The organism is Rathayibacter sp. VKM Ac-2879, from assembly GCF_015351245.1.
In the GTDB taxonomy this organism is placed as follows: Bacteria; Actinomycetota; Actinomycetes; order Actinomycetales; family Microbacteriaceae; genus Rathayibacter.
Window position 1 is genome coordinate 104,655 of sequence record NZ_JADKSO010000003.1, and the last position, 24,623, is coordinate 129,277.

Here is a 24,623-nt window from a genome sequence, read left to right on the forward strand (position 1 = left end):
CCCCTGCTGTGGCGCTCGCCCCACGTGATGCAGGTGGGGCTCGACCGGCCGCGCGCGGTGCTCGACGACGTGGGGTTCCCCGAGGAACTGCTGCTGCACGCGCTACGGGTCGGGTCGAGCGCGGGGACGGTGCGGCTGATCGCGACACGCGCCGGCGCCGCCGACTCCCGCGTCGACGAGGTCCTGGCGGCGCTGCGGCCCGTGCTCGTACGCGACGCGGAGGAGACGCCACCCCCCGCTCCCCGCGTCGTCGTCGAGGGCACGGGACAAGCCTCCGACGCGCTGCGTACCCTTCTGCGCGGCGAGGGATGCACGCTACTCGCCGAGCACGAGCGTCCCGATCTGGCCGTCCTCGTCGCCGATTTCGTCGTCGCGCCCGCACGCGCCGCGCACTGGCTCGCGGTCGAGGTGCCGCACCTGGCGGTGGTGTTCGGCGACGAGTCCGTGCGACTCGGACCCCTCGTCGAGCCCGGCGAGGGACCCTGCCTGCACTGCGCGGAGCAGCATCGGATCGACGCAGACCCCGAGCGTCCCCGGCTGGTCGTGCAGGTCCTCGGCCGACGCGCCGCGACACGGACGCCTCTGGCCGGCGCGGCGATCGCCGTGGCCGCGGCCGACGCGGCGCTGCGCCGCCTCCATGCAGGCTGGACGGGACTGCGCGACATCGAACGCCGCTACCTCGACGCCTCCGGCGCGTTCAGCGAGCGGACGCTGACGGAACACCCCTCGTGCGCGTGCCGATCTCTTCGAGGAAACGCGACGGCTCCCGCCGCGTGGTCCTGCCCGCCGTCGAACGCGACCACGAGAGACGCAGCCGACGGCGGGCGCGCGTGATACCGACGTAGAGCAGGCGCCGTTCCTCGTCCACTGCCTGGAGCCCCTCCGCGTACGAGATGGGGAGCAGCCCCTCGGCGAGCCCCATGAGGTGCACCGACTCCCACTCGAGACCTTTGGCGGAGTGAAGCGTCGCGAGGGTGACGGCCGCGCGATCGGGCTCGTGGTGCACCTGGGCACGGGCGATGAGGTCGTCGGTGAACTGGCGAAAGCTCCAGTCGGCGGGGACGTCGTCGACCAGCCGGGCGAGGGTGTCGAGCGACTCCCAGCGCTCACGGACGGCGCCCGGCGCCGACGGAGGCTCGGCACTCCAGCCAAGCGAGCGCAACACGTCGCTCACCGACTTGAACAGCGGCTCGCCGCTGATCGAGACGGAGGCGGCGCGCAGCTGCATCACCGCCTGTTTCACCTCGGGCAGGTCGAAGAAACGCTTGCCTCCGCGCATGTGTGCGCTCACGCCCCGCTCGTGCAACGCGTGCTCGATCACCGCCGACTGGCTGTTGGTGCGGAAGAGCACGGCGATGTCGGAGGCGCGCACGCCCGCCTCGATGTCGGCTGCAACGCGCGCGGCGACTCCTCGCGCCTCCGCGACATCGTCGGGGTACGCGTCGATCGCAGGCTCTGGCGCCTCGGCGTCAGTCACAGAGTGCAGCGCCAGAGCGCCCGGACGCCCCCGCATCAGACGGTTGGCCGTCTGCACGATCGGCGCCGCCGAACGGTAGTTCTCTTCGAGGCGCACGACCGTCGCGGCGGGCCAGCGCGAGGGGAAATCGAGGAGATAGTCGGCGCGGGCACCCGCGAAGGAGTAGATCGTCTGGCTCGCGTCGCCGACGACGCACAGGTCGCTCCTGTCGCCGAGCCAGAGTTCGAGCAACCGCTGCTGCAGCGGCGAGACGTCCTGATACTCGTCGACGACGAAAAAGCGGTACTGCTCGCGGACCTGCATCGCCATCGCCGGCTCGGACTCGAGCATCCCGGCGGTGACGAGCAGGACGTCCTCGAAGTCGATCTGCCGACGCTGGTCTTTGAGGCCTTCGTACTCGTCGACGAGCGCCACGGTCTGATCGAGCGTCAGCCGACCGGGCAGGGCACGGGTGCGCGCGGCAACCGCGTACTGCTCGAGCGAGAGGGCAGACACCTTGCGCCATTCGATCTCGGCCGAGAGGTCGCGCAGCGTCGCCGTGTCGAGCCGGATGCGGAGGCGCTCGGCCGCGTGCCCGAGCAGTCGCGCCTTTCCGTCGAGCAGCTGCGGCATCGTGCCGCCGACGAGCTGCGGCCAGAAGTAGCCGAGCTGCGAGAGCGCTGCGGCGTGGAAGGTCCGCGCCTGCACTCCCCCGGCGCCGAGCGCTCGCAGTCGCGAGCGCAGCTCTGCTGCGGCACGGCTGGTGAAGGTCAGCGCCATGACGCGACCGGGCGTGTAGACGCCGGTCGCGACTCCGTGCGCGATGCGGTGGGTGATGGTGCGGGTCTTGCCGGTGCCCGCTCCGGCGAGGACGCAGACAGGGCCGAGCAGCGCCTCCGCTGCCTCCCGCTGACCGTCGTCGAGCCCGTCGAGGAGGCTCACGCGAGCGGCTCGCCGTCGAGCTCGCCTCCGTACCAGTCCTCGATCATCGCGCGGGCGATCGACGAGCGGCCGGGGAGCAGCACGGAGTCGAGCGAATCGCGCAACTGCTCGCGAGTGAACCAGCGCAGCTCGACGATCTCCTCCCCGTCCGGCAGCAGCGCCTCGGGAGCCTGGTCGTCGGCGAGGCGCGCGGTGAAGCCGACCATGAGGGAGGCGGGGAACGGCCACGGCTGCGAGCCCAGGTAGCGCGGGTCGACGACGCGCATGCCCGACTCCTCCGCGATCTCGCGCAAGACGGCCGCCTCGAGCGATTCGCCCGGCTCGACGAAACCGGCCAGCAACGAGAAGCGCCCGGAGCCCCACATCGCGTTCGAGCCGAGCAGGAGGCGGTCGTCGGCGTCGAGGACGCAGACGATCACGGCGGGGTCCGTACGCGGGAAGACCTGACTGCCGTCGCTCGGCGAGCGTCGCACCCACCCGCCCTGTTCCGTGATCGTCGGGTCGCCGTTGCGCGGCGAGTAGCCGTGGGAGGCGTGCCAGTTGACGATCGCCAGGGCCTCGGTGAAGAGGCCCGCGTCGCGATCGCTGAGGCGCTCGGCGACGGGGCGGAGGCCGCTCCAGCGCGACTCGTCCGGCTCGAGCTCGGCGGCCGCAGCGTCGGTGAGCACGGTCGCGATCACGGCCGTGCCCGCAGGCTCTTGCACGCCGTCGACCGTGGTGCGGCCGAGGTAGACGCGCAGGGTTCCTGCGGTGACCTCCTCGGCGGGGAGGAGGGCGAGACGGTCGTGATCGACGAGCGTCTGGTCGTGCTTGAGCACCAGGATGCGCGTCGAGGGATCGGCGAGGAGCTCGTCGTAGAGCGCGGGCCGCGAACGCGCGGCGTGATCGCGGTCGACCGCCTGGCGCGAGAGCGGGAGACGATCGGCGAAGGGCAGTGGCATCCGGAGCTCATTTCGTGACGGAGCCGCGAGGTCCGTGGGGACGGGCCGTCGGCATCGGCGGGACCGCGCGTGGCGGCGAGCCGGCCGGCCGTCGGCCGCCTACCCTGGAAACCATGGCCAGATCCCATCTCACTCTAGCCGCGCTGGCCACCTCGGCCGTCGAGGGCCTCGACGTCCGTACCGCGCGCCCGTTCACCGCGTCGACCCACGGCGATTTCGACTCCGCTCTGCTCACGACGGGCGACGGGGCCCGGCTGATCGTGCGGGTCCCCACCTCGGTGCTGGCGGAGCAGGAGCAGTGGGGCGACCTCGTGGCCTTGCGTGCGCTGACCGCCGGGATCCGCAGCCGACTGCCGTTCGACCTGCAGCAGAGCGTCGGCCAGACGTCGTTCGACGGCACACGCGCGGTCGTCTACGAGTACCTCGACGGCGAGCGCGTCCTCATCGACGATGTCGCCGCTCAGAGCGGACTCGCCGACTCGATCGGGCGAGCGATCGGTGCGATCCACTCGCTGCCCGCCTCGTTCGTGCGGGAGTCGGGGCTGCCGGTCGCGAACGCCCGGGAGAGCCTCAACGAGACCGTCGCCGTGATCGAGCGCGCCGCCGACACCGGGCACGTCCCGGCCGCTTTGGTCGCGCGCTGGGAGTCGGCCTCGTCCGACGAGGCGCTCTGGCAATTCGACACGACGGTGGTCAACGGCTCGATGACCTCCGACTCGTTCCTCCGTTCGGGCGATGTCGTGTCGGCCGTGCTCGGCTGGGCGGCTCTGCGCGTGGGCGATCCGGCGCGGGACCTGCACTGGCTGCTCAGCGCCCCGGGCTCGGAGACGGCGCTCTCGGCGTACTCGCGCATGCGCGCTGGCGCCGTCGACCGCACGATCCGGCAGCGCGCGCAGCTGTATGCCGAGCTGGAACTCGCCCGCTGGCTGCTGCACGGGACGGAGACCGATGACTCCGCGATCGTCGATGATGCGGTGGGGATGCTCGATCTGCTGGTCGACAGCGTGCTCGGCGATCTCTCCGCCCCGCTCTCGACCGACACCGGGCCTGTGCTCGAGGTGTCGGAGGTGGAGGAGCTCCTCAACCGCACGCCGGGCGCCCGCACGGGATCCTCCGCTCACGGCCGCGGGTTGGAGCCCGTGGCCGAGGACAGCGACTCCGCGAGCTCGCGCTCGGAGTAGAAGCGCTCGGGCCGCAGCACGAGATCGTCGGCCACGAAGTAGAACACGGCATCGACGCTCTCGAGCGGCACTCCTCTCCAGCGCGAGAAGGCGAGCCGGTAGAGCGCGAGCTGGAACTGCTTGAGCTCAAGGTCGGCCGCGTCCTGGGGCGCGCGACCGGTCTTCCAGTCGACGATCTGGAAGCCGCCGTCGATGCGGTACACGGCGTCGAGCTTGCACACCACGACGTGGCCCGCGAGTTGCAGGTGGATCTCGATCTCGACCGCCTCAGGACGGCGGGCGCCCCACTCCGAACGCTCGAACGTCTCGATGAGGGCCGTCAACGCCTCCTGCTCGACGACGGCGTCGCCCGCGGTGTCGGTCTCGTCCGGGAAGGTGTCGACAGCCTCCGCCTCGCCCTGGATGCCGAAGCGGTTCTCGACCCAGGAGTGGAAGGTGGTGCCCAGTCTCGTCTGCCGGTAGGGCCGCTCGGGCATGGGGCGGCGCAGCTGCGCGGCGACCGCCTCGGGCGCGCTGACGATGTCCTTGAAGCGGGACGCGGGGATACGAGTGGGAACGGCCGGACGCCCGGCGCCCGCGAGTCGTACCGCCCGTTCGGCGAGCAGGAGGCGCACGTCGTCGCCGCGACGGCCGAGGAGGGCCGGCGCGGCCTCCCGGACGCGCGAGGCCGCGGCGCGCACGCGCTCGCCCCTGCTCCCGAGCGGATCGTGTGGCCATAGGAACGTCCGTGGGGCGCGCTCGAGCGGGTTCTCGGAATGGCCGGGTTCCTCCGGCAGTGGCGGGATCGTGCCGGCCTCCGCGAGATCGCGGAGGAACACGCCCGGGCGTCGCGGCTTGGACTGTCCCGCCCACCACGACCCGCTCACGAGAAGGCGGTGGCGGGCTCGGGTGACGGCGACGTACGCGAGGCGCCGTTCCTCTGACTCGTTGCGGTCGCGAAGGGTGTCGCCGAAGGCGCGGATCGCGTCGACGACCTCCTTCTGGGTCGTGCAGTCCCACCAGGCGAGATCGGGGAGCTCTGCGGAGTCGCCGCGGAAGGCGTAGGGCAGGGCGCCGAGGCGCACCCAGCCGCGGAAGCCTTCGACGGGGGTGCCGGGAAGCTCGCCCTCGACCATGCGGGGCACCGCCACGAGATCCCACTCGAGCCCTTTGGAGCCGTGGATGGTGAGGAGCTGGACGGTGCCGGGCTCTGGATCCTCGGGGCGCGGAGCCAGGCCGTCGCGCTTGTCGGCGAGCACCAGCCAGCGGAGGAAGCCACGCAGCGAGGAGCCGGTGCCCGCTCCGCGGTCGTCGGTCTGCAGGTAGCCGGCCACCGCCTCCCGGAACGCCTCGAGGGTGGCGCGGCCGTCGCCGCGCAGTTCGTTGGCCTCGACCTCGATGTCGAGGCCGAGCTCCTGCTCGACGAGCGTCACGAAGTCGAGGAGGTCGAGGCCCGAGCGGGCTCGGAGGCGAGCGAAGAGCGTGCCCGCCTCGCGCAGCCTGCGCAGACCCTCCTCGCTGAACTCGCCGAGGGCGGAGTGGTCGAGACGGCCGTCGTCACCGGGGCGTCGCGAGGCGATGAAATCGAGCGCCTCGACGATCGAGCCGCCCTCGCCCTCGGTGACGGAGGCGCGCATGCGCTCGCGGACCTCCTCGGGGAGCAGCCGGTGCGCGTGGTCGCGAGCCGCGAGCCACGAGGAGAGATCGCGGAGCGCCTTGAGGTCGCGCACGCCGAGCCGCCAACGTGCTCCCGCGAGCAGCCGCACGAGTTCGCTCCCGGCTGCCGGATCCTCGATCACGGTCAGAGCGGAGACGAGGTCGGCGATCTCGGGCTGTCGCAGCAGGCCGCCGATGCCGAGGATGTGCGAGCGGACCCCCCGCCGCGCGAGTGCGGCGGCGAAGCGTTCCATATGGGAGCGGACCCGGAACAGGATGGCCGCCGACGGGGGCTCGGAGCTCTCGGCGAGACGAGCTGCGAACCAGCGGGCTACGTCGTCGGCCTCGTCGTCGATCGTCTCGGGGAACGTGATCTCGATGGGGTGGTCGCTCGCGCCCGGTCCCGCGGTGAGCGTGTCGACCGCCACCCGGCTGCCGGCGGCGAGCGGCTCGACCAGGGTGTTCGCTGCTGCCAGCACGCCGTGGCCGTTGCGCCAGCTCGTGCTGAGCGAGAACCGTCTCGACAAGCCGAAGTCGACGCCAAAACGGCCGAGGCCCTCGGCACTCGCCCCCCGCCAGCCGTAGATCGACTGGTGCGGATCTCCGACGGCCATCACCCCTTGCCCGCCGAAAAGCCGCGCGAGCAGACGGGTCTGCAGGACGGACGTGTCCTGGTACTCGTCGAGCAGGATGACGCGGAAGCGAGCGCGATGCTCGTCGACGACACCGGGCACGCCGTCGACGATCCTCAGCGCGAGGGCTACCTGGTCGGAGAACTCGACGAAGCCGCGCTGTGCCTTCGCCTCCTGGAACCGCTCGGCGAGCGCGGTGAGCACGGGCAGCGATCCCACCGCGTGCAGCGCCTTCTCGAGATCGCGGTAGACGCCGGAGCCGCTCCCTCCGCGCGGGAGTCGGCCCAGGCGCAGGAAGTCCTCGGCGAACGCGGCGACCTCGGAGGGGTCGGCCAGGTTGTCGGCGAGCTCGTGGGCGAGCGAGACGACGAGGTCGGTCAAGCGGTCGATGCCCGCCTCGACGTCGAGGATGCGCGCATCCGCGGTATCGGCGACCACACCGCGGGCGAGATGCCAGGCGGAGGCTTCGGAGAGGACGGTGGCGTCGCCCTCGCGTCCGATGAGAGCGGCATTGTCGCGGAAGATCGTGTTGGCGAAGGCGTTGTAGGTCGACACCGTGGCGGCGTCGAAGGGGTCGGGAGCCGACTGGCCGGCCGGCAGCGGGAGGAGACCGGAGAGAGCGAGCTGGTCGATCCTCCGGCCGATCCTCTCGCCGAGCTCGGCGGCGGCCTTGCGGGTGAAGGTGAGGCCGAGCACCTCGGAGGGAGCAGCCAGTCCGTTCGCGAGGAGCCAAAGGACGCGGTTGGCCATCGTCTCGGTCTTGCCGCTGCCGGCTCCCGCGACCACGAGTGCGGGCTCCAGTGGCGCCTCGATGACGGCGCGCTGCTCGGGGGTCGGCGGACGCAGCCCGAGACGCTCGGCGATGGTGAGCGCGTCGATCATCGGGAGTCCTCTCTGACCGGGCGCTCGTCGCCGGCGTCGGTACGCTCGCCCGGCCGAGCCTCGTCCTCCGCCTCGTCGATCGCCAGGAGCCCGTCGCCCGACACCTCGGGCACGGCGTGGAGGCGGTACCGCAGCGCATCGCCGGGCGAGAACGGCGCTGCGTCGAGCAGCCCCGAGAAGCCGGCCGCCGCCATCCCGCGTGCCGCGGCGCGCACCCGCTCACGGAGGCGCTCGAGCTCCTCCTCTCCCATCCGCGGCTGCACCACCTCGCGATACGGCCGACCGCGGACGCCGCTCGCGACGAAGAGCAGCTTCGCGCCTCCCGAGGCCGCGGGATCGGCCGCGTCGATCGCACCACTCGCGACCGCGAGTTGGTAGCTGCCGAGTTGGGCGTGCTCGGCGATGTCGGCCTGCCGAGGGATGCTGCGGCCGGTCTTGAGGTCGACGATGGTGACGGCATCGTCGACAGAGCGCTCGACGCGATCGATCGAGCCGCGTACCCGTGCCGGCGGAACGTCGATCTCGAACTGCTGCTCACGGCCGAGAACCTCGCCTCCTCCACGTTCGAAGTCGGCCAGGTACGCGCCGAGCCCCTCGATGAGCAGGCGGGTGGCGCGCTTCTGTCGCTCGCCGAGCCACGGCGACTCGAAGACCAGCTCGGGCCACCTCGATTCGAGCGCCGCCCAGAGCACATCGGAGTCGGAGTCGACCGCATTCTCGAGCACCCAGTGCACGAGAGTGCCGACGCCCATCGACGTGCTCGTGGTCGAGCCGGAGACCGTGTCGACGAACCAGTCCAGGGGCGAGCGCTCGAAGGCCTCGAGCCGGCTCGGCGAGACCGGCACCGGCCGTTCGGGATCGTCGAGATCGACCAGGGCCCTGGTCGTGGACGGCTCGAGCAGTCCGTGCCACGACGACGGGTCTGCTCCGGGGACCTCGGCGATCGAGAGCGCGCGCAGTGCGCGGATCGCGAGCGGAGCCTCCGCCGCCCCGGGAGTGGTCGCGGTGCGACGCAGGACCCCGACGGCTCCGCGGAGGGTCAGCGGCGACGACGAGACCGGGTCGACGCGCGGTGCCTCGCTCGGCGCGAGGCGGAACAAGAGGGAGGGCGTCTCGTCCTCGCCCGCGACGGCGCTCAGCACCACCTGGCGTCGAGCCCGGGAGACGGCGAGCGCGAACATCCGCACCTCGTCGTCGAGCGTCGCCTTACGGGCGTCCAGCACGAGGCCGCCCTCCCCGCGAGCGTGGCGCAGCAGCCCATCGGGATCGAGCAGCGAGCCGCGCTGCCGGAGGTTGGGCCAGACGCCGTCCTGGAGGCGCGCCAGCACGACCACGTCGAATTCGAGCCCCACGACCGAGGACGGGGTGCCGATGAGGACCGCCTCCTCGGCCGACCGGGGCGCCAGGGTGTCCTCCGGTACCTCCGCGTCGAGCATCTCGCGCACGAAGAGGGGAGCGGAGCGCCCCTGCGCCCTCTCGACGAAGCGTCGGGCAGCGCTGAACAGCGCGACGGTGCCGTCGAGGTTGCGGTTGGCCTCCGCTGCCGTCAGGCCGGTGCCGAGTGCGAGCTCGCGCCATGAGGAGGCGACTCGGCTCGACTCCCATGCGGACCACAGGAGCTCCTCGACCGATGCCTTCTCGGCGTGGAGGCGTCGCACTCGATCGATGGTCGCCGCGAGCCTCTCGGCGTGGCGCGCGGGAGCGGAGTCGATCGTCGCGAAGCGACCGGGGCCCGCGAGCGCCTCGACGAGGAGTGGGTCGCTCGCTCGGATGCCACCCGCGGCGAGCTCTTCGGCGCGCAAGGCGAGGCGCAGGCGCCGCAGCCCCAGCCGGTCGACCCCGCCGAAGGGCCCGAGGAGGAGCTCGGCCGCGAGCCCGGCGTCGAGGGGGAGCTCGCCGACCGCGACACCGACGAGCACCAGCAGCGCGCGAGCGGCGTGGTCGTCGCGGAGGGCGCGACCCGCGAGCACCGAGCGGGTGGGGACCTCCGACACGGCGAGCGCCTTCACGAGGGGCTGCACCGCGGCTCCCGAGCGCACCACGACGGCCATGCGCCGCCACGGCACGCCGTCGCGCAGCCGTCGCTCGCGCAGGAGTCGGGCGATGGTCGCGGCCTCGCGGGCCGCGGTCGGGGCGTGCAGGACGAGCACGGGGACGGGCGCCTCCGCGGGGTCGGAGGCGGCCTCCGCCAGGCGTTGCCGGCCGGCTGCCGCCGCGCCGATGCGTTCGGTCGCGCGTGACACGAGCGACCGCAGGGCCTGCCCGTGCCGGTGGACCCGCGCGAGCACGAAGGTCTCGACGTCTCGCAGGCCGATGCTCGCCGCGAAGCGCCCGAGCGTGTCGGGGGCGGCGCCGCGGTACGCGCTCGTCGCGACGTCCGGGTCGCCGAACGCGACGACGGCGACGCCGCGTTCGGCGAGAGCCCGAAGCAGCACGAGGGTGGACTCGCTCGCTTCTTGCAGATCGTCGACGACCACCAGACGCAGGGCGTTGATCCCCTCGCCTCCCTGACCCGAGCGGATCGCCTCGGCCGCGAAGGCCGCGAACTCGGCCGCGTCGAGCCGAGTGCCCGAGTCGGGCTCCGTCCACTCGACGACTTCACGCAGCTCGTCGAGAAGCTCGGCCGCCGCGCACCACTCCCCCCGCCCGGCATCGACGCCGAGGGCACGGAGGGCCGCGCCGTCGAGGCCGTGCTCGGTAGCGCGCATCCCCAGCTCTCGCAGCTCGGTGCGGAAGGTGCGCAGACGCAGCACCTCGGGCGTGAACGCCTCGGGCCAGCGGGGCCCGGTGCCGTCCTCGAGGTGACCCTCGATGAGCTCGGAGAGGATCGCGTCCTGCTCACCTCCCGTGAGCAGCGTCGGCCTCGCGAGCCCCGAGAGCGCGGCCGAGGAGGCGACCGCCTCGAACGCGAGCGACGTCGCCGTGCGGGCGAGCGGCCCCCTCGTCGGGACGTCGATCCGCAGTGCGAGCGTGTCGCGCAGCGAGGTCGCCGCCGTGCGGCTCGCCGCGAGCACGACCACGGCCTCGGGCGACCAGCCGCGCTCGAGCACCCTCTCGGCGACGAGCTCGAGGAGCGTCGTCGTCTTGCCGCTGCCGGGCGCTCCGAGCACGACGGCACTGCGCCCGTCGTCCAGCTCGAGCACGGCCCGCTGCGAGTCGTCGAGCGCCGCCCCCGCGGGGTCGCCCGCGCCCGCCGCCAGCGGGGCGGAGGAGGCGAGATCGAGCTGGGGAGTGGTCACGCGACCACGCTAACGAACACCACCGACATCGCTCCGAGAGCCGCCGACGCCCCGCCAGGCGCACGCTCCGCTCACCGCGAAACCGGCGTCGGCGGCGCCAGCGCGTCCCGTATCCTACGAGTCACGTCCCCTCCCGAAAGGCACTACTGGTGGAAATCCGTATTGGAATGGTCAACACCCCGCGCGAACTCAATTTCGAGTCGTCGATGTCCGTGACCGAGGTCGAGAAGACGGTCACCACCGCCCTCGAGGCCGGCACCAAGGTCCTCCGCCTCCGCGACGAGAAGGGCAAGATCTACATCATCCCGACCGACACCATCGCGTTCGTCGAGGTCGGCTCCGAGGAGTCGCGCCGCGTCGGGTTCGTCGCCTAGCCTCGCGGATCGCGCCGTGGAACTCCTCTTCATCACCCTCTTCGGAGTGCTGATCGGCCTGGCCGCCCGCTACACGCTCCCGCACCGCGCCCTCCACGGCTCCGCGCTCGTCCCCGCCCTGGGGGGCTTGGTCGCGGCGGTCGTGTGGGTTGCGCTGACCTGGGCCGGACTGCGCTGGGACGACGGTCTGATCTGGGCGACCACCCTCATCGTGGTCGCCGTCGCCGTCGTCATCGCCGACGTCGGGCTCGGCCGGGCGCGCGCGCGCCGCGACGACGCCTCCCTCCAGGCGATGCTCTCGGGCCGCGTCGCGCCGTAGGCCCCGGGCCGTCGCTCCTCTGATGCCCGCCCCCGTTCCGCGCGGGGTCGGGCATCGTCGTCTGTAGGCTGCCGTTCGCGCCACGAGCGCCAGTGCTACGCGCCACCTGGCCGTCGCGCACCACCTCCGGTCCCCCTTTGTCGGCAGTCCGCGGCATGCTCCCAGGAGAAGGGAGCGAACATGCTCGTCTCGCTGGGCCGCTGGATCACCGCGTCACGCCGAGCGGTGCTGCTCGCCACGACCGCGGGGCTTGCCACAAGCGTCGCGGGCCGGCTCCTCCGTGCGGGCGCCTTGCGCGAGACCGGCGCGCAACCGCACTCGTCCCCCGACGCACCGATCACCCGGATCGTCCCGGTCCGCACCGGCACCCGCTCCCTCACGGGAGCGCGGCTCCCACAGTCCGTCGCTCTCTACACGCCGCTCTGGTCCGACGCCGATGCCGTCTACATCGCCGATTCGATCCCCGAACAACAGTGGTGGACCGTGGCCGGCCGACACCCCCGTGCGCGCTTCGGGGTGTGGCGCCTCCCGAAGAACGGAGCGACCCCGAGCTTCACCGAGGTCGACTCGGGCGCCGGGGGGTGGGAGTTCGACGAGAGCAACGCCGGGCATCGCGGAGCAGGCGTGACCGTCACCGACTCCGGCCGTGTGCTCGTCCAGCCCCCGCTGCACAAGCTCCAGTCCCCGGGCACGGCGGGGTGGAGCAATGCCCCTCTGGCCGTCTCGGTCTCCCGCGATCCCCACGACATCTCGGCGTTCTCGCCCCTCCCCGCACCGGCTGGCGCGCGCATGGGCGTCTCGTACTCGCGTTTCTTCCGCGACCCCTACGGGAAGACGAGCTATCTCCTCCTCCGAGGCTCCGACTACCAGGCCCTTCTCTTCACCTGGGACGACGAGCGCCAGCTGTTCCGCCCCCTCCACCGCGAGGACACCCGGTACGACCCGTCCCAGCCCGACGGGTACGGCGTCAGGGACGGACTCAACGTCCACCCGCCGACCGGTCTACGGACGGGCGCCTACGGACATGAGCTCGCCTTCTCGCGAGCGGCGGGCGCGTCGACGACGACGCTGTGGTGCGCGGCGGAGTTCCGCGTCAATTCCGGGAGCGAGCAGTCCGGCTTTCCGCGCCGCGACATCGGGCTCGCCCGTAGCGACGACGGAGGCCGCACCTGGCGGCACCCTCGCTCAGGCGTGGCCGCCGCCCAGCTGTTCACGCCCGGCCTCGTGGGCCCCGCAGAGTCGAACATCCTGATCGTCTTCGAGGGACCCGTGGTCACCGCAGGCATGACCGATGACGCCCGGCACGACAGCGTGGGCGCGCGGGTCGCCGTCACCGCAGGCGGTCGGGTCGTGGTCGTCGCCGCCTGGGCTCGCCGCCCCGCCGGAGAGCAGGACGCGGGACTCGCCGCAGGAACACCGATCGCGGCCGACTACCGCTCGCTCTGGGCCGCTGTCTGGGACCCGGCCACGTCGACGCTCGAGCGCACCTGCCTGTACCACCCGGGCTCGCGCCGCGCCGACGGGAGCTGGGGGTCCACGCACCACACCGGCCTCCCCACGCTGGCGTCCTCGCTGAGCGGGACCGTCGTCGTGGTCGCCTCCACCCACGACGACCACGATCACGCGGCCGGGCGTGAGAACTGGGACCTGATCTCGGAGGACGGCAAGCCCACCTCCTTCGAGACGGAGGCACGCCTGCACGTCTATTCGACCACCGACGGCAGCTCGTGGACGGACTCGCCCGTCTCGAGCCCTCTCGGATCGAGCGCCGTCAGCACGGGCGTGAGCGGCGCCTACGTCGACCCGCAGTGCCTCGACCTGGACGGCCTGCTCCGCGTGTACCCGGTGTTCCCCCGCGAGCCGACACGAGCCGAGCTCTGGGAGCTACCCGTCCCCGGTCGCAGCCTCACCCCCCTCTCCCGGCGCCTGGACCGACCGACCCTCGTCGCTCGCCCCTTGGCGGACGGCATCGCCGTCACATGGGCTCCGCCACCCTCGGACGCGGGCTCCGCGATCACGCAGTACGTCGTCCACTCCGCCGACGGAACCCGGGCGAACAGCGCCTCCCCCGCCCTCACCGCAACCGGAGCGGCCGGACGCGGCATCGCCGATCGGACCGCAGCTCCGGGAGTGCAGCGCTCCTATGTCGTGTTCGCCCGCACCTCGGCGGGAGCCTCGCTCGCCTCCGCGACGGCGACGGCGACGAGCGGCGCCGTCCGCGAGGTCGCGCCCCCGAGCGGACCGCCCACGTTCTGGTACCGCGCAAGCGACCTCCCGCTCGTGGAGGGCGCGCGCATCGCGTCGGCACCGCCCGCAACCGGGGCGGTCTCTCCCGTGCCCGCCGTACAACCAGACAGTGCCCGACAGCCCCGATTCCTCTCCGACGGACCGGGCGGCCTGCCCGCGATCCGCTTCGACCGCGGGGAGCAGAGCCGCCTGTTGCTGCCGAGCCCTCCACGTTTCAGCGGAGTCTCGACCGTGCTGCTCGTGGCCCGCGTGCGCGACCACGACTGGTCGCACCTCCTCGCGGCTGCCGACGCCGACGGGGTTCTCGTGCCCCGGGCGCCCTTCTCGCGGACGTGCCACAGCGCGCACGAGACACGCTCGGCAGGGGCGGACACAGACGGCACACAGGGCCTCGCCGTCGCCGACGCAAGTCGCGAGATCGTGCACCGGGTCGAGAGCGCGGCCGGGGTGGGCGCCTGGAAGGTGTACGTGTCGCAGTGGCGGGTCGATCCGTGGTCGAAGCTGCGGGTCAGCGGGCAGATCAATCGCTGCGGGAGCTCCCAGATCGAGCTGCCGGCGACCGATGCCGCCGTGCTGACCGCGGCCGACGAGCCCGCCTCCGCACAGACGTGCATAGGGAGCGTGACGGCGCGCTCGGGAGACGTCTTGACGAGCTCGGCCGACATCGCCGAGATCCTGCGCTTCGACGGCCCGATGACGCGGGCGCGCCTGCAGGACTGGGTGCTCTACCTCCTCGCCCGGCACCGGCTGCCCTCGAGCAACGTCGTCGAGTCGGAGTTGCGGCGACGCTGGGACCGCGGCACGCCTCCGGACTGCATCGACGTCGTCCGCACGGAGGCCGCGATGGTCGCCGGCTCGACCGCGGGGGCGCTCCCCCACGACTCCTGCTCACGGCTGCTGCCGACGGGCACGTACCAGCCCTCGGAGGGAACGACCCGCGCCTAGGCCGTCAGGCCGAGGGCGTCCATCCGGCGCGTGTGCGAGGCGATCAGCTCGGTGAAGACGGGCTCTATCCGCGATTCGTCCGAGTCGTGGTTGCCCGAGCCCAGGAGCGCCGAACGTGCGACGAGGAGCGTGTCGCCGACGAGCCGCCTCCCCCATACTGCGAGCCGAGAGCCGAGGCGCTCGTCGGCGGCGATCTCGCGGCGGAGGATCGCGATGACGCCGTCCACCCCGGTGTCGGCTCCGAGGGTCGATGCGATCCGAGGTCCCACGTCGCTCGGGAGTCCGCCGGTGAGACGGATGAAGAAGTCGTCGAGCAGCCCGGCGGTGATGTGGGCGGAGAGGAGCGTCTCCTGGAGGTCGGCGCCGCGGGTGAGGCGCTTGAAGGTGTCGATCGCGGGACGGAACGGCGTCATCGCCTCCCCCGGATCGACCTCGCGACGACGGAGCTCTGCGACCACCGCGTGATGCTTCGCGAGGGCCGTGCCCGCGGCGGTCGAGATCGCCTCCTTATCGGCCAGGTCGTCGGTCTCGGCCACAGCCCGCGCCAGGACTTCGAAGACGGCGAGCTGGAGATAGGCGACCTGTCCGAGGTAGGGCAGCACCTCGGGGGTGAGATCGGCGAGGTCGACGCGATCGCGCTTGGCGGAGGATTCGCCCCGCGGAGTCAGGCGGGGAACGTCGAGGAGGGGGCGTCGACGTCGGAACCAGGCTGGCATTTCTTCAGCATAGGGCGCTGGCTCGCACCGGTTCCGGGGCCGGGGAGGCGGAGGACGGTAGACTCGCCGGGATGTCACCGGCGCTGGATCGGTGACGCTGCGCCCGGAGCCGTACAGGGGCGTAGACCGCACACCACGACAGGCGCACCACTCCCGTGACTTTCTCCGATCTGAACATCGACGACGACATCGTCGCCGCACTCGCCGCCAAGGGCATCCTCGAGCCGTTCCCCATCCAGGAGCAGACCATCCCCCTGGCCCTGCAGAAGCAGGACATCATCGGTCAGGCCAAGACCGGCACCGGCAAGACCTTCGGCTTCGGTCTCCCGCTCATCCAGGCTCTCGGCTCCGATCCGGCGCCCGGCGTCAAGGCGCTCATCGTCGTGCCGACCCGCGAGCTCGCGGTGCAGGTCACCGAGGACATCGAGCTCGCCGCGTCCAACCGGCCGACGAAGATCGTGTCGATCTACGGCGGCAAGGCGTACGAGGGCCAGATCGAGCAGCTCAAGGCCGGCGCGCAGATCGTCGTCGGCACTCCCGGGCGCCTGCTCGACCTCGCCGGGCAGCGCCTCCTCTCGCTCGCCGACGTGCAGGTGATGGTGCTCGACGAGGCCGACAAGATGCTCGACCTCGGCTTCCTCTCGGACATCGAGAAGCTGTTCGCGCAGACCCCTGCGACTCGCCACACCATGCTGTTCTCGGCCACGATGCCGGGCGCGATCGTCGCCCTGGCGCGCCGCTTCATGAACAAGCCCATCCACATCCGCGCGACCGACCCCGACGAGGGCATCACGCAGGCCAACATCAAACACATCGTCTACCGGGCGCACTCGCTCGACAAGGACGAGGTCATCGCGCGCATCCTCCAGGCCGAGGGCCGCGGCAAGACCGTCATCTTCACGCGCACCAAGCGCGCCGCCGCCCGCATCGTCGAGGAGCTGAACGACCGTGGCTTCAACGCGGCGGCCGTGCACGGCGATCTCAATCAGGAGCAGCGCGAGCGCGCGATGGCCGCTTTCAAGGCGGGGAAGAAGGACATCCTGATCGCGACCGACGTCGCGGCCCGCGGCATCGACGTCAACGACGTCACCCACGTCATCAACCACACCATCCCGGACGACGACCAGACCTACCTGCACCGCGTGGGCCGCACCGGCCGCGCCGGCAAGACCGGCATCGCGGTGACCTTCGTCGACTGGGAGGACCTGCACAAGTGGGCCCTCATCAACCGCGCCCTCGAGTTCGGCCAGCCGGAGCCGGTCGAGACGTACTCCTCGTCGCCGCACCTCTACGCCGACCTCGACATCCCCGCGGGCACGAAGGGCCGGCTCAAGCCGACCCCCATCCCGGCAGAGGCGAAGGCCGACGCGCGCCCCGAGCGCAGCACCCGCCAGCGTGAGCCGCGCCGCAGGACGCGCAGCGACTCCGACCTGGAGCAGACCGGCCCCGCTCCTTCGAGCGAGAGCAAGGAACACCACGACGGCAACAGCGAGCCGCGCCGCCGCACCCGCTCGCGGCGCCGCGCCCCCCGCCCCGACACGCAGGTCTGAGCCGGATCAGCGGGCGGAGGCGCGGATGGCGTCGACGGTCGCGCGGGATGTCGTGTTCTCACCGAGGCGGTTCGGCTTGCCCGTGCCGTGGTAGTCGCTCGAGCCCGTGGTGACGAGCGAGTGACGGGCGGCCAGCTCGCGCAGCCGGCGCTTGCCGTCGGCGGTGTTCTCGCGATGCTCCACCTCGAGGCCGAAGAGGCCCGCGTCCACGAGGTCGGGGAGGATCGACTCCACGGCGATGCCGCGCGAACTCGCCGCGGGGTGCGCGATCACCGGCACGCCTCCCGCGGCCCGCACGAGGCGGACGGCCTCGACAGGGTGCGGCGCGTAGTGCGGGCGGTAGTAGCCCCCGCGCCAGTGGAGAATCCCCGCGAAGGCCGCCGAGCGATCGCTCGCCAGGCCCCGCGCCACGAGGGCATCCGCGATGTGCGGCCGGCCGATGGTCGTCCCTGACGTCGTCTGCGCGAGCACGTCGTCCCAGCTCAGCTCGTAGTCGACGGCGATGGCCGAGACGATGGCCTCCGCCCTCCGGGCACGTTCCGAGCGGATCCGCGCGGTCTCTGCGACGAGTCCGGGATCGTCCGGGTCGACCAGGTAGGCGAGCACGTGCACGCTCGCCCAGCCCATCCGCGACGAAAGCTCCATGCCGGGGAGCAGCTCGATCCCCGCCTCCTCCGCGGCGGCGAGGGCGGTGCTCCAGCCTCCGGTCGAGTCGTGGTCGGTGAGGGCTACCCCCGCGAGCCCCGCTGCCGCCGCGGCGTGCACCAGGACCTCGGGGGCTTCGGTGCCGTCGGAGACGACGGAGTGGGTGTGGAGGTCGTACCGGCCTCCCGCGACATGCATGCACTCGATAGTAGCGGCGTGTTCCCGGCAGGCGCGGAGACGCCTCCCATGCCCTAACCTGGGCCGAGATGGCGACGAGACTGGTGAGGTTCGCGGTGGCGGTGGCCGTCGCGCTCGTGCTCCTCGTGCTCGTGGCCCCGGGCTTCTTCGGCGTCGTGCGAGACGCGCCGATCGCGCAGCTGGTCGCGTTCCGTCTCGCGTCCGGACTCGCCGCCGTCGGCGTCGCGATCGCGCTCACGGTGCTGGCGGTGCTCGTCGCCCCGGTGCGGAGGCTGGCGCTCGCGCTCGCGGCGATGGTGGTCGCCTTCGCGCTCGTGGTCACGGGGATTCAGGCGTTCCGCGGCCTCGACTCCGCTCCCCTGCGTCCACACCGGCTCGGCGACGTGCGCCTCGCGAGCTGGAACATCCTGCACGATGCGGTCCCGGCAGGAACGATCGTCGACCTCGCCGTCGGCGAGGAGGTCGATGCGCTCGCGCTCCTCGAGGTCTCGCCCGGCCGCGCTCAGGAGGTGGCGGACGGCCTGGCCGCCGCAGGACGCCCGATGACCGTGCACCTCACCTCCGGCACCGGTCAGGACGACGCCACGGCGCTGCTGCTGAGCGCGTCGTTGGGTGGCTATTCGGTCGATGCCGAGACCGCTCCGACCTCCGTGCTGCCCTCGCTCGTCGCTCGGCCCGACACCTCCGAGCGCCCTGTTCTCGCCGCCGTCCATGCGATGGCGCCGATCCCGGAGGCGATGCCCGAGTGGCGCAACGACTTGGGTCGGATCGCCGCGCTCTGCACCGCGGAGGACGACGTCGTGGTGCTCGGCGACCTCAACTCGACGCTCGACCATTGGTCGGCGCTTCCGGGTGCCGGCGATCTCGGCGGCTGCATCGATTCGGGCGCCTCGGCGCGTGGAGCGGGACTGGGGAGCTGGCCGACCTCGCTGCCGCCGTTGCTCGGTGCGCCCATCGATCACGTGCTCTTCTCAGGCCCCTGGGAGGTCTCGGGGTACCGCGTGCTCGACGAATATGACGGCGCAGGCAGCGACCATCGGCCGCTCCTCGTCCAGCTGTCGGTGCGCGGGATGGCCAAGGAGGCGTCGTGAGGAGGCCAGCGTGACACTCCGTCGCCCCCGGCTCCTCCACAGGCTCTTCAAAGTCCCCGGTCGTCGGTCTCTGAGGCCGCGCGGGGCAGGGGGCCGACACCGAGGAGGACAATGGACGTCATGACGAACACGGAGGAGCGCGCTGGCGCTCAGACGCCCGATCCCGCTGCCGCCCCGACGCCGCGGGCCACCGCGAACCGCTCGACGACTCCCGCGTCCGATCGCTTCCGCGACTTCATCGCCTCCGGCTGGGCCGAGCGGACGGAGGCGCTACCGGCGCCGCGCGAGCAAGCCGCCTTCGCCGCCGCCCGTCGAGAGCGTCTCTCGGCGCTGCACCTGGGCGAGCGTCTGATCGTCCCGGCCGGTCGGCTCAAGCAACGGTCCAACGACACCGACTATCCGTTCCGCGCACACTCGGCCTTCACGTGGCTGACGGGCTGGGGGGCCGACTCCGAGCCGGGCGCCGTGCTGGTACTCGAGCCCGAGCAGGCGGGACACCGAGCGACCCTCTACTTCCGTGAGCGCGCGGGCCGCGACTCCGACGAGTTTTACGCCAATCCCGAGATCGGCGAGTTCTGGATCGGCCCGCGCCCCTCCCTCGCACAGGTCGCGAGCGACCTCGCGCTCGAGGTCCGCGGCATCGACGAGCTCGATGCCGTCCTCGATGCGCGCGACCAGGTCCCCGTCTCGGCCGTCCGCGAGGCCGACCCTCTCGTGTCCGCTCGCCTTCCCGGGGCCTCCGAGCTCGACGCCACGTTCGAGCGCGACCTCTCCGAGCTGCGGCTGGTGAAGGACGCGTTCGAGATCGCCGAGATGCGTGCCGCCGTCGCGGCGACGCAGCGCGCCTTCGAAGATGTCCTGTCGGACCTGCCGCGCATCGTCGCCCACGAACGCGGCGAACGCCTCATCGAGGGCGTGTTCAACGGGCGCGCCCGTGCCGACGGCAACGCGGTCGGCTACGACACGATCGCGGCGGCCGGAGACCACGCGTGCATCCTGCACTGGACCCGCAACGACGGCCCCGTCCGTCCCGGTCAGCTGGTACTGCTCGACGCGGGAGTCGAACGGGAGAGCTACTACACCGCCGACATCACCCGCACCTTCCCCGTCAACGGCCGGTACACCTCGGCGCAGCGCCGTGTGCATGAGGCGGTCCGGGAGGCGGCGGACGCGGCCTTCGCGATCGTCCGTCCCGGCATCCGGTTCCGGGAGGTGCACGCGGCGGCCATGGCCGTGATCGCACGTCGCACGGCCGAGTGGGGCCTGCTCCCCGTCAGTGCCGACGAGGCACTCGAGGCCGACAACCAGCAGCACCGCCGCTATATGGTGCACGGCACGAGCCACCACCTCGGGCTCGACGTGCACGACTGTGCGAAGGCGCGGCGCGAGATGTACCTCGACGGCATCGTAGAGGCCGGCATGGTCTTCACGATCGAGCCCGGCCTCTACTTCCAGCCCGACGATCTGACGGTCCCCGAGGAGCTGCGCGGCATCGGGGTGCGCATCGAGGACGACGTGCTCGTCACGACCGACGGTGCCGAGAACCTCTCGGCGGGTATCCCCCGCGCGGTCGACGACATCGAGGACTGGATGGCGCGTCTGGCGGGCTGAGCGGCTCGGCGGGGGCAGAAGACCCGTCGTGCGCGAGACCACCCGTGCTGTCCGTGAGTCGAGCACGACTCACTGCAACCGCATCGGCTCGGGCAACCGTGCGACTGCACTCGCTCGCCCAGCGATGAACCGCGAGGGGGTGCTCCTCGACCCAGGAGAAGCGACCCCGCACGTCACCGGGTCAGGCGCAGGACAGAGTCGGACGGCACACAACCATGTCGTGGTTCGAGGGAGCCTGATCGCTCCGACCCGGAGCGCGGGTCACGGGACCCGAACTCCGCCGGGCAGCCCACGGGCGACGTCAGGCCGCGACCGCACCCTGCACGACGGCCTCACCCAGGAATCCCTCGAACAGCGTCTCGAGCTGACCGCGCGGCGCGCCCCGATCCTCCGGGTGCCACTGGACGCCCACGATCGGCGCTCGGGTGTGCTCGACGGCCTCGATGACGCCGTCCTTCGCGCGCGCCACGACGCGCAGTCCCGGCGCGAGCCGGTCGACTGCCTGGTGGTGTGCGCTCTGCACCGCGAGCGGACCTGCACCGAACAGGCCGGAGAGGGTGGAGCCGTGCACGAGATCGACGTCGTGGGGGTGCATCCGCTCCGACGCGGGTCCGGAGACAGTGACGTGCTCGCTCGAGGGCCCGAGGTCTTGCACGAGCGTGCCGCCGAGGGCGACGTTGACGATCTGCAACCCCCGGCAGATGCCGAGAAGCGGCGTGCCTTCGGCGAGCGCACGGTGCACCAGGGCGATCTGGGCCGCGTCGGCGCGCTCGGCGTGCGGGCCCTCGGCCCGGTAGCCCCGCTGGGCCCCGTAGGCCTCGGGCGCGATGTCCTCGCCGCCGGCCAGCACGAGGGCGTCGACGCCCGCGGTGCGCTCGAGGAGGCGGGCGGCGCCGAGATCCTCGGCGGCGAAGCGCTGCGCCTCCCAGCCAGACTCGCGGGCGAGGGTGAGCAGGCGTCCGTTGAGGATCTGCACGTAGGCGTGGTAGTCCTCGCGACCAGGCCGGGTGCGCGAGACCTCGACGATGGCGAGCGATCGGGACATGACTTCATCCTGCTCACCGCGCCGGGACAGGTCGAGCCGCGCCGTCATCCGGTGTCACACTACGATCGCGGCATGACCTCCCCGCAGCCCTCTCTCGTCGAGCGGGTGCGGCGAACGCGCGCCGCCCTCTCCGCCCTCGCCGGGACCACCTCCGAGAGAGAGGTGCGTCCGCTGAGAGAGGCGGTCGAGCTCGCCGCCGAGGGACGCTCCGATTGCGCGGCGCTCCTCGACGAGGTGGACGAGCAGTCGGCCCTGCTCACGCTGGCGGAGACTCAGCTCAGCGGCCTCGAGCGCAGTGTCCGCGAGGATCTCGATCGCGCGATCAGCCTCTCCGAGCTGCGGACCGCCGCGCAGCTCGCCTCGGCGGCCGAGGTGGCGACGGCGTGCGCGGTGGCTCGCTCCTTGCTCCTCGACGCCGACGAGGCGCGGGCGGCGGGTGCGCGGCACGACCCCGCCACCGTCCTCCTCCTGCTCCTCGATGCCGATGCCGCGCTCGACGACGTCGTCTCGACGTATCGCGAGCCGGCGGTGCAGGCCGAGCGTCGCCTCCTCCTGCTCGAGGCCGCGCGTACCGCGACGCGGCTCGCCGTCGGTGCCGTGACGGTGCTGGCGGCCGTGCACGGCGACGGGGTGACAGAGGCTCCCCTGATCCTCGCCCGGGAGGCGCGCGAACAGCTCGACGCGGCGTTCCGTCGGGCCGCCTCCGATCCCGCAGCGGCCGTCTCCGCGACCCGTGCTGCCGCCGACCGCGCCCGCTCGGCACTCGACGAGGCGCTCGTCGACCTCGACGGGAGGGTCACGCCGGCACGCTCCGAGCTGCCAGGGAGCCTCCCCGCCGCGTGACCGGGACGGCCTGCGGCCCCACCCCTCCTGCGTGCCATAGTGAGGTGCATGGCCTCCTTCCTCGTCGTCCCCCAGTGGCAGGGCTCGGCGTCGTCCCGGGCGATGCGTCTCGTTGACGGCGCAGACGCGATCCGCGGCGACCTCCCCCTGGCCGCGACCATCGTGGTCGAGGTGCCCGTCGAGGCGGGCGACGCGCAAGACACCGGAGTCCGCCGCTACGCCTCCGTCGCCATGACGGCCGAGCGCATGCGAGACGCGCTCGCCAGGCTCGCCGGGCCGGTCATCACGGTGGGAGGAGACTGCGGCGTCGAGTTCGCGGCCGTCACCCACGCGGTGCGCTCGGCGTCCGGCCCGGTCGCCGTGCTCTGGTTCGACGCGCACCCCGACGGGAACACTCCGCAGACGTCGCCGAGCGGCGCGTTCTCCGGGATGGTCCTCGCAGCTCTCGCCGGTCGCGGAGTCGGGCTTCTGAGCGCACCGGAGGGCGAGCGAGTCGCCGAGGAGCGCCTCGTGCTCGCGGGCGTTCGCGCCACCGACCCCGACGAGCTCGAGGGTCTGGTGTCTCGCGGCGCGCGCGAGCTGGGCGTCGACGCCCTCGACCCGGAGGTGCTCGTCGCAGCGGTCGAGGCGACCGGCGCGCAGTCGGTCTACGTGCACATCGATCTCGATGTCCTCGATCCCGTCGAGCTCGCCGGGCTCTTCGACCCTGTGCCGTTCGGCGTCCGGGCCGCGCAGCTCGTCTCGTGCCTGGAGGCTGTGCGCGCGCGCTTCCCGCTCGCCGGCGCCGGTGTCACCTCCTTCGCGCCCGCCTCCCCCGCCGCGGCGGTGGACGACCTGCCGACGATCCTCCGCCTGCTCGGCGCACTCTCGCGCGGGGCCTGAGCGACGACCGCCAATCCCGCACCGCGGACGCCCCCGTGTCGGTGGCGGCGGGCAAGATGGTCGAGGGCGACCCGAGCGGAGGAACAGATGAGCGACGAGCGAGCACGGGTACGCATCGAGCGCCGCGGGCATGTGCTCGCGATCACGCTCGATCGCCCTGAGAAGCGCAATGCGGCCGACTTCCGCCTCCTCCGCGAGCTCGCCGCCGCGTACGGCGTCCTCGACGCCGACCCCGAGCTGCGCGCCGGAGTGGTCCTCGCCGCGGGCGAGCACTTCACGGCGGGGCTCGACCTCGCCGACATCGGCCCCCGGCTGGGCTCGGGCGAGCTCGACTTCGTGCCAGAAGGGGGGCTCGACCCCTGGGCCCTGCGGACGCGAGCGGTCTCGAAGCCTGTCGTCGTCGGGGTGCAGGGCACGTGCCTCACCCTCGGGATCGAGCTCGCGCTCGCGAGCGACATCGTGCTCGCCGAAGAGTCGACACGGTTCGGTCAGATCGAGGTGGCGCGCGGCATCGTGCCGTTCGGAGGCGCCACGGTGCGCTTCCCGCGAGCGGCGGGCTGGGGTGACGCGATGCGGTGGATCCTCACGGGCGAGCTCTTCGACGCGGCGGAGGCTCACCGCATCGGCCTCGTGCAGGAGGTGGTCCCCGACGGCTCCGTCGCCGAGGCGGCGTACGCCCTCGCCGCTCGGGTCGCCGCGCAGGCACCCCTTGCCGTGCAGGCGGCGCTCGCGAACGCACGGCTCGCGGTGTCTGCGTCCGACGCCGAGGCCGCGGCTGCGCTGCCCGCGCAGCTCGCACGCTTGGCCGCCTCGGACGATGCGCGGATCGGGCTCGAAGCCTTCATCTCGCGCACGACCGCGGAGTTCACGGGCCGATGAAAGACACGACCATCGTCGCCCCGCCCCTCTCCACTTTCGACGCGCAGCGGGCGCGCGCCGCGCACCAGCTCGAGATCCGCCTCCGCTACGGCGATCAGGTCTGGGAGCTGCGCGAGGTCGACCACTTCGCGGTCTTCACCCGCCGCAGTCGCGCCCGTCGCGCCGGACGCACCCTTGTCGCCCTGGGCTTCGAGATCGCCCTCTCGCGCCTGCGTGTGCGCCACGTCCTCGTGGCGAGCCACTTCGCCGCCGTCGACGAGGAGGCCACGGAGGTCTTCCTCCGGCAGGTGATCGAGGCCGTCGAGGACGCGGGCGGCCGCTATGACGGCTGGCGTGCCGAGATCGTGCCCGCCCATTGATTCCTGCAACG

The 24,623-nt window shown here is 72.5% G+C and carries 18 protein-coding genes and 1 pseudogene; 12 read left to right on the forward strand and 7 right to left on the reverse strand.

Going from position 1 to position 24,623, the window contains the following annotated elements:
- Positions 1-27 precede the first annotated feature (27 nt).
- Positions 28-750, forward strand: a pseudogene (locus ITJ45_RS14045) (TOMM precursor leader peptide-binding protein); the annotation flags it as partial.
- Here ITJ45_RS14045 and ITJ45_RS09470 read toward each other — a convergent pair.
- Both ITJ45_RS09470 and nudC read right to left on the reverse strand, forming a co-directional pair.
- A complete protein-coding gene (locus ITJ45_RS09470; protein WP_194609306.1) occupies positions 698-2,398 on the reverse strand; it encodes an ATP-dependent helicase in 1,701 nt (566 codons plus the stop codon). The pseudogene ITJ45_RS14045 and the gene ITJ45_RS09470 overlap by 53 nt on opposite strands.
- Positions 2,395-3,339 (reverse strand): NAD(+) diphosphatase, encoded by a 945-nt coding sequence (gene nudC / locus ITJ45_RS09475; protein WP_194609308.1) that lies wholly within the window; start codon positions 3,337-3,339, stop codon positions 2,395-2,397. The genes ITJ45_RS09470 and nudC overlap by 4 nt, the downstream gene beginning before the upstream one ends.
- Positions 3,340-3,452: 113 nt before the next feature.
- On the opposite strand from nudC, the gene ITJ45_RS09480 reads away from it, so the two are divergent.
- Positions 3,453-4,520 (forward strand): phosphotransferase, encoded by a 1,068-nt coding sequence (locus ITJ45_RS09480; RefSeq protein WP_194609310.1) that lies wholly within the window; start codon positions 3,453-3,455, stop codon positions 4,518-4,520.
- Here ITJ45_RS09480 and ITJ45_RS09485 read toward each other — a convergent pair.
- Complete coding sequence (locus ITJ45_RS09485; RefSeq protein WP_194609312.1) at positions 4,457-7,669, reverse strand: ATP-dependent DNA helicase; 3,213 nt, start codon at positions 7,667-7,669, stop codon at positions 4,457-4,459. The two genes, ITJ45_RS09480 and ITJ45_RS09485, sit on opposite strands and share 64 nt — an antisense overlap.
- Entirely contained in the window at positions 7,666-10,908 is a 3,243-nt protein-coding gene (locus tag ITJ45_RS09490) for a PD-(D/E)XK nuclease family protein (RefSeq protein ID WP_323742969.1), read from the reverse strand. The genes ITJ45_RS09485 and ITJ45_RS09490 overlap by 4 nt, the downstream gene beginning before the upstream one ends.
- Before the next feature lie 149 nt (positions 10,909-11,057).
- Here ITJ45_RS09490 and ITJ45_RS09495 point away from each other — a divergent pair, with 149 nt between their 5' ends.
- The 3 genes from ITJ45_RS09495 (at position 11,058) to ITJ45_RS09505 (ending at position 14,793) form a co-directional block, all read left to right on the forward strand.
- Positions 11,058-11,282, forward strand: coding sequence for a DUF3107 domain-containing protein (locus ITJ45_RS09495; protein ID WP_194609314.1), 225 nt, complete (start codon positions 11,058-11,060; stop codon positions 11,280-11,282).
- Positions 11,283-11,298: 16 nt separating this feature from the next.
- Positions 11,299-11,601 carry a hypothetical protein gene (locus ITJ45_RS09500; RefSeq protein ID WP_194609316.1) on the forward strand — a complete coding sequence of 101 codons (303 nt, stop codon included), beginning with the start codon at positions 11,299-11,301 and terminating at the stop codon, positions 11,599-11,601.
- 180 nt (positions 11,602-11,781) lie between these two features.
- Positions 11,782-14,793 (forward strand): hypothetical protein, encoded by a 3,012-nt coding sequence (locus ITJ45_RS09505; protein WP_194609318.1) that lies wholly within the window; start codon positions 11,782-11,784, stop codon positions 14,791-14,793.
- On the opposite strand, the gene ITJ45_RS09510 is transcribed toward ITJ45_RS09505, so the two are convergent.
- The gene (locus ITJ45_RS09510) at positions 14,790-15,509 is read right to left on the reverse strand and encodes a ferritin-like fold-containing protein (RefSeq protein WP_194609320.1); all 720 of its coding nucleotides are present in this window, start codon (positions 15,507-15,509) and stop codon (positions 14,790-14,792) included. The genes ITJ45_RS09505 and ITJ45_RS09510 overlap by 4 nt on opposite strands.
- Positions 15,510-15,664: 155 nt before the next feature.
- On the opposite strand from ITJ45_RS09510, the gene ITJ45_RS09515 reads away from it, so the two are divergent.
- On the forward strand, positions 15,665-17,059 hold the full coding sequence (locus ITJ45_RS09515) for a DEAD/DEAH box helicase (protein ID WP_194609322.1): 1,395 nt from the start codon (positions 15,665-15,667) through the stop codon (positions 17,057-17,059).
- Between the two features lie 6 nt (positions 17,060-17,065).
- On the opposite strand, the gene ITJ45_RS09520 is transcribed toward ITJ45_RS09515, so the two are convergent.
- On the reverse strand, positions 17,066-17,902 hold the full coding sequence (locus tag ITJ45_RS09520) for a PHP domain-containing protein (protein WP_194609324.1): 837 nt from the start codon (positions 17,900-17,902) through the stop codon (positions 17,066-17,068).
- 68 nt (positions 17,903-17,970) lie between these two features.
- On the opposite strand from ITJ45_RS09520, the gene ITJ45_RS09525 reads away from it, so the two are divergent.
- The gene (locus ITJ45_RS09525) at positions 17,971-18,993 is read left to right on the forward strand and encodes an endonuclease/exonuclease/phosphatase family protein (RefSeq protein ID WP_194609326.1); all 1,023 of its coding nucleotides are present in this window, start codon (positions 17,971-17,973) and stop codon (positions 18,991-18,993) included.
- A 120-nt stretch (positions 18,994-19,113) separates the two neighbouring features.
- A complete protein-coding gene (locus tag ITJ45_RS09530) occupies positions 19,114-20,604 on the forward strand; it encodes an aminopeptidase P family protein (RefSeq protein ID WP_228493797.1) in 1,491 nt (496 codons plus the stop codon).
- 301 nt (positions 20,605-20,905) lie between these two features.
- On the opposite strand, the gene ITJ45_RS09535 is transcribed toward ITJ45_RS09530, so the two are convergent.
- Entirely contained in the window at positions 20,906-21,649 is a 744-nt protein-coding gene (locus ITJ45_RS09535) for a gamma-glutamyl-gamma-aminobutyrate hydrolase family protein (RefSeq protein ID WP_194609330.1), read from the reverse strand.
- A 72-nt stretch (positions 21,650-21,721) separates the two neighbouring features.
- Here ITJ45_RS09535 and ITJ45_RS09540 point away from each other — a divergent pair, with 72 nt between their 5' ends.
- From ITJ45_RS09540 to ITJ45_RS09555, 4 genes are all read left to right on the forward strand, one after another.
- A complete protein-coding gene (locus ITJ45_RS09540) occupies positions 21,722-22,492 on the forward strand; it encodes a hypothetical protein (protein WP_194609332.1) in 771 nt (256 codons plus the stop codon).
- A gap of 48 nt (positions 22,493-22,540) precedes the next feature.
- A complete protein-coding gene (locus tag ITJ45_RS09545) occupies positions 22,541-23,374 on the forward strand; it encodes an arginase family protein (protein ID WP_194609333.1) in 834 nt (277 codons plus the stop codon).
- 87 nt (positions 23,375-23,461) lie between these two features.
- The gene (locus ITJ45_RS09550) at positions 23,462-24,253 is read left to right on the forward strand and encodes a crotonase/enoyl-CoA hydratase family protein (RefSeq protein ID WP_194609335.1); all 792 of its coding nucleotides are present in this window, start codon (positions 23,462-23,464) and stop codon (positions 24,251-24,253) included.
- A complete protein-coding gene (locus ITJ45_RS09555; protein ID WP_194609337.1) occupies positions 24,250-24,612 on the forward strand; it encodes a ribonuclease E inhibitor RraB in 363 nt (120 codons plus the stop codon). The genes ITJ45_RS09550 and ITJ45_RS09555 overlap by 4 nt, the downstream gene beginning before the upstream one ends.
- Positions 24,613-24,623: the final 11 nt, after the last annotated feature.

Bases quoted from the DNA above. Each gene is read 5' to 3' on its own strand.
- nudC (WP_194609308.1), bottom strand. From the start codon at position 3,339: ATGCCACTGCCCTTCGCCGATCGTCTCCCGCTCTCGCGCCAGGCGGTC.
- ITJ45_RS09510 (WP_194609320.1), bottom strand. From the start codon at position 15,509: ATGCCAGCCTGGTTCCGACGTCGACGCCCCCTCCTCGACGTTCCCCGC.
- ITJ45_RS09485 (WP_194609312.1), bottom strand. From the start codon at position 7,669: ATGATCGACGCGCTCACCATCGCCGAGCGTCTCGGGCTGCGTCCGCCG.
- ITJ45_RS09505 (WP_194609318.1), top strand. From the start codon at position 11,782: ATGCTCGTCTCGCTGGGCCGCTGGATCACCGCGTCACGCCGAGCGGTG.
- ITJ45_RS09525 (WP_194609326.1), top strand. From the start codon at position 17,971: ATGGCGACGAGACTGGTGAGGTTCGCGGTGGCGGTGGCCGTCGCGCTC.
- ITJ45_RS09480 (WP_194609310.1), top strand. From the start codon at position 3,453: ATGGCCAGATCCCATCTCACTCTAGCCGCGCTGGCCACCTCGGCCGTC.
- ITJ45_RS09530 (WP_228493797.1), top strand. From the start codon at position 19,114: ATGACGAACACGGAGGAGCGCGCTGGCGCTCAGACGCCCGATCCCGCT.
- ITJ45_RS09545 (WP_194609333.1), top strand. From the start codon at position 22,541: ATGGCCTCCTTCCTCGTCGTCCCCCAGTGGCAGGGCTCGGCGTCGTCC.
- ITJ45_RS09550 (WP_194609335.1), top strand. From the start codon at position 23,462: ATGAGCGACGAGCGAGCACGGGTACGCATCGAGCGCCGCGGGCATGTG.
- ITJ45_RS09535 (WP_194609330.1), bottom strand. From the start codon at position 21,649: ATGTCCCGATCGCTCGCCATCGTCGAGGTCTCGCGCACCCGGCCTGGT.
- ITJ45_RS09555 (WP_194609337.1), top strand. From the start codon at position 24,250: ATGAAAGACACGACCATCGTCGCCCCGCCCCTCTCCACTTTCGACGCG.
- ITJ45_RS09540 (WP_194609332.1), top strand. From the start codon at position 21,722: ATGACCTCCCCGCAGCCCTCTCTCGTCGAGCGGGTGCGGCGAACGCGC.
- ITJ45_RS09520 (WP_194609324.1), bottom strand. From the start codon at position 17,902: ATGCATGTCGCGGGAGGCCGGTACGACCTCCACACCCACTCCGTCGTC.